Here is a 6,609-nt window from a genome sequence, read left to right on the forward strand (position 1 = left end):
TTTTTTCTACATCGCTCTTGATTACCTGTTCTATCCGAATCGGAAACGAGTGCCTCCCTTCAACACTTACTAATGATAATGCAAAAAAAGATAGTCCTGATATCGGTTTATTTACTAGGCTAGAAAAGAATCTATCCAATCCATAAGTCTTTTTACCTGATTTACTCACTACAACTTCATCTCCTGCAAGCAGATACACCTCATTCGCACGGAACAAATGCTTGCGGAAAAATAGCCAAAACAACGTTGCCCAAGGAATTACTGTATGAAAAAACCGCAACATCGTCCGATAACTACCACCAATGCCTGCCCAACGAGAAATTCCCAACATGGTGACTCTTCCATTCATTGCTAACATCGCCAGAATTATCTGGTTTAATTGCCGCATCGTCGTAGCATTTATTTGTGGTAGCAGGCACTGTAGCAGTGATAGGATATCGAACATGGGCTGCTTGTAGCTTCTGAGTTGTCGTTGTGAGAGACAATAACTCTACTACGGCAGCCCTATCTCTTCATACTCTTTTTTTGGCGAAGGTATTGTTGATTTACATAAATTATTTATGGGAATAGTCTTGTTGTTGATCTTGAGCGTTTGGGCAATCGTAAATTTTGTAGGGCTATGCTCGGTTACGCTCTCATTTATCACTTGTCGCACTGCACCAGGATACCGAAATATTGCCATCATCGGCGCAGTTTTGATTCCCGCATTTCTTCTCTCGTTAACATTCTTAGATGTCTCAACCAATAAACCTACTCCTAGCCCAACATCTGATATTCAGCTAATGGCAACTATTATCTGGTCTAGAACTTTTTTAATTTGCTTTTTGGGTAGCTTTGTAACTGCGGCAACCACCCTATTTAAACGCAATGCTATTCGCTGTTACTCTGCACTTGGCTGGGGTTTTCTGATTTCATCTCTTTGTGCTTGTGCATTTATGTTTATTAAATTTTGATGTCTGCTCTCGCCGCTAACATACGTATATAATTTGAGACAGTTCTGAAAAATTATTTAATCAAGCGATGTCAGTCGCTTCGCTCCAATTCAAAATTAAGAATTCAAAATTCAAAATTGAAGACTCACGGCTCAAGCCGTGGGCTTGGAACAAGGACACCGCATTTCTTGTGCCTTATGGCATCTCGCAATGCATCTTCTTTTGAAGTGGGCTTGTATCCCACAACTAAAGTTTTTAAGTAATTTTGAATTTTGAATTTTGAATTTTGAATTGTTTTGTTAAGGATTGGTTCTGTAATTGGTTCGGTTGCTGGTTGTTTAAGCGGTGCAATTGTTAGTTCGGCTATTGGTTGTATTGTTGGTATTGGGAGTGGTTCCCCAACAGTTGCATTATTAATGCCTTTGGGTGCTTCTGTTGCTGGATCAGTCATAGGCTCGCTGACTGGATTGCTAGTAGGCTCATACTTCGATAACTTCTGGTTTGAGGAGTTATCACTTTATTATGGCTATATTTATCTGAACAATAGACAACCGATGAAATCTGCTGCTCCTGTCGATTAAAAAGTTTTGTAGAAACGACTAATTTCAGAGATATCTATCTAAGGAATTAAAAGTTAAAATTATAACCAAGTGTAAAGTTTGTAGTCAAAGTTGATCCGATGGTTCTGCTATTCCTACGGAAGACAGCATGGAATTTGTATTTGACACAAGGTCGGCAAACTTGTCTTTTGTCGAAACGATTTGGCACACCAAGAGCGATCGCGCTGGCACTTTCACTTCCTCAGCTGTCAGTAACTGGGAGATAGCACTCGCCACCTTCAACGGCAAGACAAAGATTGTCGCACGAGGCCCAGAGACTAAAGCATCCGTTGCCGATTTCCCTGCCGAAGCTGAGTTCTTTGGCATCACCTTCAAACTTGGCACGTTCATGCCCCATCTTCCTGTAAAAACCCTTGTGGATCGGCAGGATGCAACTCTTCCTGAAGCGTCAAATACTTCCTTCTGGCTGCATGGTGTGTCCTGGGAATTGCCGACCTTTGAAAACGCCGATGTGTTTGTCCACAAACTTATTTCTCAGGGGATACTTGTGCGAGATCCGGTAGTCGAAGCCGCGATACAAGGATATAAACCCAATATATCGATCCGCTCCTTACAGTATCGCTTCTTGCAGGCAACTGGATTAACCCAAAAGACGATTCAGCAGATTGAACGCGCCCACTGTGCCGTCTCGTTGCTTGAGCAAGGTACATCCATTTTAGATACTTCCTTTAAGCTAGGCTATTTCGATCAGGCACATCTTACTAATTCGCTAAAACACTTTATTGGTAAAACTCCCGCGCAAATCATTCCTAAAAACACGGTTCCATAGTTTGCGTTTTTTTCCAAGACTATGTTCTCTTGCTGCACCATAATTGCGGTAGACAGCGAATGGCAAAAGGAAAACACCATGCGAAAAGTAGTCGTTACTGAATTCATGTCACTGGATAGCGTTATAGAAGAACCTGCATGGACTGCACCCTATTGGAATGACGACATCGCTAAGTTTAAAGATGAAGAGCAAGACACCAGTGATGCTTTGCTCTTGGGACGCGTGACCTATCTAGGGTTTGCCGCCGCCTGGCCAAACAGCGCTGATGAAGGGGCTTCTTACATGAATAATGTCCGCAAATACGTGGTGTCAAAGACCCTAAACGCAGTGGAGTGGAACAACTCAACGCTCATCAAAGACAATATTGTCCAAGAAATCACCCAAATCAAGCAGCAGTCCGGTCAAAACATTCTGGTCTATGGCAGTGCCGCGCTTGTGCAAACTCTCATTCGGTACGATCTTGTGGATCTCTATCGGTTGCTTGTTTACCCGGTAGTTGTAGGCAAAGGCAAGCGTCTGTTTCAAGAGGGTACTACTGCGACTTTGAAGCTTTTGAAATCACAGTCGTTCAGTTCAGGTGTTGTGGCACTCGTCTATGAACCAGAGCGCAAATAATCACCGCCATCTGTGCAAAAAATCAGCGTTTTTGATTTGTAAGATTGAACTACCTCCTTAAGTATATTTGCTCAGATATCTCTAAAGTTTATGCCAAGATATTTTGAGGCTTTTTAGTGCCATTCGATGCCAGATTCTGTAATCTTGATAAATACGCACTGCACTGCTGATACCAAAGAAACTATGCCAAAAAATTGGGCTTTGAAAGTAGACCAGTTTTTCAATGCAAACCCCCACTGCATTATCGCTACCGTTCACGTTGACAACTTCCCCGCCGACCTGCCGCTAGAACCCAATATTCGAGAACCCAACCGTAAAAGCTCAACATATAGACAAATCTTCGACTCACTGACAACCGAACCCGAAAAGTTCTTCTCAAGACATAGCGGAATCGTGCTGTGTGCCAACAAGGTCAAGCCCAACAGTAAAAAGACACAGCTAGAGTTAGAAATACTTGAAGCCAGTGAGGGCGGTAGCGACGGCATCATTAACGGTGGACATACTGTTTTAGCTTTTCAACAGGCCAGAGATTACAAGTACGACCTTACCGAAGCCAGAGTCAAAGTCACAATCCACATTGGGCTAAGTGAGGATGAAGCGAAAGACATCGCCCTAGCATCAAACACATCTGCCCCAGTGGATGCGCGTTCTAAAGTTAACGCCAGGGGTGACTACAAATTCATCAAACAGTTTTTAGCCCAACTAGAACGCGAACAAGAAACCAAATTCCGCATTGCCTATTACCAGAATCAAAGCGGCGCACCCAAAAGTCCGCAGTGTAATGTCAACCACCTCATTAAGTTGATGAACTGCCTGGACAGGAACAAATATAACCCAGACAGCAAGAGCAGAAGCAAACACCCGCCTGTGAGCAACACGCCGTCGTTGAGTGAGGCTGAAAGAGAAAGGCTCTCAAAGTTATTACCACTACTACCCAAAGGGTTATGGATTGAGCAAAGGCTGTTTCAGGTAATCGAAGAACATATCACCAAGCCCAAAAGAAAGGGAGTAGTTGACCTCGCCTCTATTGACCCGCGCAAGAATACGCTGCTGCCCGACAGCCGATACTCGTTTGGGTTTGCTGCACCTGCTGATATTGCCATGCCCATAGTTGCTGCCTATCGGGTGTTTTTGGATGAACAATACAACTGGATAATTCCCTTTGATGAGTTTGCTGAGGATTTTCTACAGCATTTGTGGGCTAACTATTACAAGAAATACTTGGTGTCGGAGAAACTCGCTGGTAATACAGTTGGGAGTAAAATCTGCCGTAATCCCGTGATTTGGGATAACCTTTACGTTTCTGCTCAGAGTTTCCTAAATCAGCAGTTGCTCAAAATGGTTGGTTCAAATACCAAGCGTGAAGAATTGAAGCTGGTGAATTAACACAACAAAACTCAGGTGGTGGATTATGATGTTCCGCCAACAACGCATCAACAGGGGAGATATAACACTACGGCTTGATGGATGTTGATACCATGCTAAAAGGATCGGTGGAAGCCGCGAAAACTATAAGGAAAAATCCAAATGAACTACGACATCAAAGACAAGACCATTTTGGTTACAGGCGCAAATCGCGGTATCGGCAAGGCGATAGTTGAGTCGTTTATTGAACACGGAGCCACTAAAGTCTATGCAGCTGTTCGTCAGCTCAACAGTGTCTCTTCATTGGTTGAACAATACAGCGATCGAATAGTACCAATTCAGGTTGATTTAGGCGATCCCCAATCTATTTTTGCTGCTGCTCAAGCTGCCCCAGATGTGCAAATTGCGATCAATAATGCAGGAGTCTTTCAAGCTGGGACTCCCTTAGCTGAGAATGCGATCGCCTCTGTTGAATTTCAGATGAACATCAATGTATATGGATTGATCTACATGGCTCAGGCGTTTGCCCCGGTACTCAAAGCCAATGGAGGTGGTGTCTTTGTCCAAATCAATTCTGTCGCTTCGCTCAAGGGTTTCTCCGACTCTGCCACTTACTGTGCCTCGAAAGCTGCGGCCTATTCAATCACCCAGACATTACGAGAACTATTGAGTGAGCAGAACACGCTTGTGCTAAGTGTTCACCCTGGCCCGATTGCCACCGATATGGGCGATGCGGCAGGAATGAGTGAGGTTGCACAGACACCTGCATTTGTGGCAGACGGGATCGTAAAAGCTCTCAAAGCCGGGGATTTTCATGTCTTTCCTGACCCGATAGCTAAACAAATGGGCGATGCTTATAAGAGCTTTGCCCAAAATGTCGTTGAAGTGTCATCAAGTTAACTACATTGCCGGGTAATGCTTTAGATAAGGGTATCTGGGTATTAAACAGCAAGCCCAAACTCTTTTCGATTGTGCTGTTAAACAGCCGTGCAACGATCGCAGCATCATTTTACCATTTCAAGAGTTTGGACAGACATAAACCCTACTCCTGCACCCCAAACCGCCGCATCATTTCCGCTAATTCCACAGCTGACGGCGACTCGATCCCAATCCTCGTTCGTATAGCAACTTTTAGATAGGCGATGGAAAGCGACAAGCTGAAGCATAGCGTCTACGCACCCGGTACATTTTCCCAGCGCCACCTAACTGTGTGTTGAATCTCTGCTTTTGGTAATTCTTCCTCTACTCTAGGATTTTTTGCAATCGCCCTTTGAGATCGCGAATCGCAGCACTTGTATTACGCTCATAGGCAATTTGCACGCAACGAGCAATTGCACTATTTAAATCAAAGTCAGGAAAATAGCGGCTGTGGGTTTGCAGTTGATAATCTTCACCCAATAATTGATGAATTAATAATTGATGATTTCTAAATAACCAAATTTCCGGAACACGATAGGGAAGGTAATCCTCAACATTGGAATAGCTGGTGACATCAATTTCAATCACTAAGTCTGGTGGTGGGTCTTTTTCCCAGTCAGGGCGGCCGCATCATGTCAACAAGCAAAGTCTATTCTCAATAGAACTAAAATTAATGTCATTAACTCTTGCTTATTGCGAAAATTTTAGGCGATCGCTTTGGGGCTTAAAAAATAATCAAGCGCGAAATCCTGATTTTTTCGTTGGTTTTTAACCTTCGTTGTGATCAAGAGTAATTTAGATGCGTTTGCCCTGTTTTCCCAGTCGATGCGTTTTTTACCGGATATGGCTTGCCAATTGTCAATATAAAAGCAATAATCTGGCTCAATCCCGCTTTCCTGGGGTAAGCTCATTGTCACTGGTGTAAATGCATCATATTCTCGCCCATCGCAATCTAATAGAGCCATCGCAATATTCGCCAGTAAATGGGCATCTCTACCGTGTACTGGTAATGGCGACATCAGCAATACTTCTCCATTGCAATACTTTATACGCGGGAGCGATCCATCTCCCCGTTGCTCACATAAATGCTGATAATCCTGCCAACTAGCAGGTAGGCGCACTACAGCACCAGGAGGTAATTGAGTCTTGTCTGGAGAAACGAGGGCAAACATGACTGATTTTTCCTAATAAGCCGCATAGTGCAATCATAACAACGACAATTAGAATCGGTGGTAGTATTCAAAATAACGCTTAAATCTTTGCCTGACGGGAGCAATTGCAATCTTCTGTTGCCGCGCCCATTCAAAAGGAGCAATGACGCTAGATTTGGCCTGTTGCATCGGTGAGAGGTTAGAGTGATTGCACTTTTGTCAAGAGGGTGCAGGAAAAG

8 protein-coding genes and 2 pseudogenes are annotated in these 6,609 nt (G+C 43.8%); 6 read left to right on the plus strand and 4 right to left on the minus strand.

The window, feature by feature from the left end; all coding sequences use genetic code 11:
* The coding region (locus ACM0OY_RS38955) for a transposase (RefSeq protein ID WP_414574059.1) at positions 1-445 on the minus strand (445 nt) is incomplete at its 3' end.
* Between the two features lie 115 nt (positions 446-560).
* On the opposite strand from ACM0OY_RS38955, the gene ACM0OY_RS38960 reads away from it, so the two are divergent.
* The 6 genes from ACM0OY_RS38960 (at position 561) to ACM0OY_RS38985 (ending at position 5,201) form a co-directional block, all read left to right on the plus strand.
* Positions 561-953, plus strand: a complete 393-nt coding sequence (locus ACM0OY_RS38960) for a hypothetical protein (protein ID WP_414574060.1) — start codon at positions 561-563, stop codon at positions 951-953.
* Between the two features lie 275 nt (positions 954-1,228).
* Positions 1,229-1,513: a hypothetical protein gene (locus ACM0OY_RS38965; protein WP_414574061.1), complete on the plus strand. Its 285-nt coding sequence runs from the start codon at positions 1,229-1,231 to the stop codon at positions 1,511-1,513.
* Positions 1,514-1,640: 127 nt separating this feature from the next.
* Positions 1,641-2,321 (plus strand): helix-turn-helix domain-containing protein, encoded by a 681-nt coding sequence (locus ACM0OY_RS38970; RefSeq protein WP_414574062.1) that lies wholly within the window; start codon positions 1,641-1,643, stop codon positions 2,319-2,321.
* Positions 2,322-2,399: 78 nt separating this feature from the next.
* Positions 2,400-2,936, plus strand: coding sequence for a dihydrofolate reductase family protein (locus ACM0OY_RS38975; protein ID WP_414574063.1), 537 nt, complete (start codon positions 2,400-2,402; stop codon positions 2,934-2,936).
* Positions 2,937-3,119: 183 nt separating this feature from the next.
* Complete coding sequence (locus ACM0OY_RS38980; RefSeq protein WP_414574064.1) at positions 3,120-4,322, plus strand: AIPR family protein; 1,203 nt, start codon at positions 3,120-3,122, stop codon at positions 4,320-4,322.
* A gap of 141 nt (positions 4,323-4,463) precedes the next feature.
* Complete coding sequence (locus ACM0OY_RS38985; RefSeq protein ID WP_414574065.1) at positions 4,464-5,201, plus strand: SDR family oxidoreductase; 738 nt, start codon at positions 4,464-4,466, stop codon at positions 5,199-5,201.
* A gap of 104 nt (positions 5,202-5,305) precedes the next feature.
* On the opposite strand, the gene ACM0OY_RS38990 is transcribed toward ACM0OY_RS38985, so the two are convergent.
* The 3 genes and pseudogenes from ACM0OY_RS38990 to ACM0OY_RS39000 form a co-directional block, all read right to left on the minus strand.
* Positions 5,306-5,467, minus strand: coding sequence for a hypothetical protein (locus ACM0OY_RS38990; protein WP_414574066.1), 162 nt, complete (start codon positions 5,465-5,467; stop codon positions 5,306-5,308).
* A gap of 76 nt (positions 5,468-5,543) precedes the next feature.
* Positions 5,544-5,822 (minus strand): annotated as a pseudogene (locus ACM0OY_RS38995) (Uma2 family endonuclease); the annotation flags it as partial.
* 215 nt (positions 5,823-6,037) lie between these two features.
* Positions 6,038-6,391: pseudogene (locus ACM0OY_RS39000) on the minus strand (Uma2 family endonuclease); the annotation flags it as partial.
* Positions 6,392-6,609: the final 218 nt, after the last annotated feature.

Origin of the sequence: Nostoc sp. CCY 9925 (assembly GCF_963920935.1) — a bacterium.
Classification (GTDB): Bacteria; Cyanobacteriota; Cyanobacteriia; order Cyanobacteriales; family Nostocaceae; genus Nostoc.